Genomic DNA, 1,149 nt, shown 5'->3' with positions numbered 1-1,149 from the left:
CTGACTCGCTCACCATGGTCTTGGCCTGCTCAAGGTTTGCCGGGCGGTGCAGCAGGAATTCCATCTTCAGGATGCCGTTAACCCGTTCTGCCAAGGCATTCTGGTAGCAGTCGTAGCCATCGGTCATCGAGCAGGTGATCTCATGGCGGTCATGGATGCGTTGGTACTCCGCCGAACAGTATTGGATGCCCCGATCAGAGTGGTGCACCAGCTTCTGGCTGGTCTGCCTGTTGCGCAGAGCCATTTTCAGCGCCTGGCTGACCTGAGCAGTCTCCAGCCCTTCATGTACATGCCAGCCCACGATCTTGCGGGAATAGGCATCCGTTACCAGGCTCAGGTAAGCCGGTTTTTCTTTGGTGGGCAGGTAGGTAATGTCTGCCACCCACAGCTGTTCGCAGCCGCTAGGTACCACCTTGGCTGCTGTGTCTTTAAGCAGGTTGGGATGGCGCCGGAAGCGATGGTGGCTGTTGGTGGTCTTGTGGTACGCCCGCTTGGGCAAGACCAGCATCCGTTCATGACGCAGGATGTCGAACAAGGCATCGCGGCCGAGCTTGATGCCCGCGTGCTGCAGCGGCTCCTTCAGAATGAAGTGCAGCTTGCGTGTGCCGATGCGCGGCTGGTGTCGCCGCTTCTCATCGACCATAGCCACTACGCTGGCCTGTTGTTCATCGCGCAGCCGTTGGCAGGCCAGGGCCTTGTAGTGCGCCTGCCGACTGATGCCCATGTACTGGCAAACCCTCACAACGCTCAGCCCTTGGACGAGCTTTTCTTGGAGGACTTGCCAGCAGGCTTTTTTGTGATGGTTACCCCATGTTCGCGCTTGAGCACATGGATCACCGCCTCAAAGAACTGCGCTTTCTCCTGCGCCTGCTTCAGTTGCACCTCCAGCTCCTTGATGCGCTGCTCGGGTGTCAGCGGCTTGGATGGCTCTTGCATGGGCGTGGGGCCTTTGAAGCCCGATGATGCGGCCTTCCAGTCCTGGCGGCCATGCTTGCGCAGCCAGACCAGCACGGTCGAGGCACCCTGGATGCCATAGTGCTCCTGGGCTTGCCCGTACGTCAGCTCGCCTCTTTCTACCTGATCCACCACCGCCAGCTTAAAGGCCAGTGTGTAGTCCTTCTGCGTTCTCTTAACCCATTGATCCACTTG

Annotated in this window: 1 protein-coding gene; it reads right to left on the bottom strand. The window is 59.0% G+C overall.

Annotated elements, in window-relative coordinates; genetic code table 11:
* A protein-coding gene (locus tag ACSQ22_RS26290; protein WP_436131964.1) for an IS3 family transposase occupies positions 1–1,146 on the bottom strand; the annotation gives its coding sequence in 2 pieces (ribosomal slippage) (positions 1–798 and positions 798–1,146; 1,147 coding nt annotated over the 2 pieces). This gene is flagged as partial in the annotation.
* Positions 1,147–1,149 lie beyond the last annotated feature (3 nt).

The sequence above is a fragment of the Acidovorax sp. LjRoot38 genome, assembly GCF_964252975.1.
Taxonomy (GTDB): Bacteria; Pseudomonadota; Gammaproteobacteria; order Burkholderiales; family Burkholderiaceae_C; genus Acidovorax; species Acidovorax facilis.
Note: the sequence above shows the minus strand (reverse complement) of the source record. Positions and strands in the feature narration are given on the sequence as shown.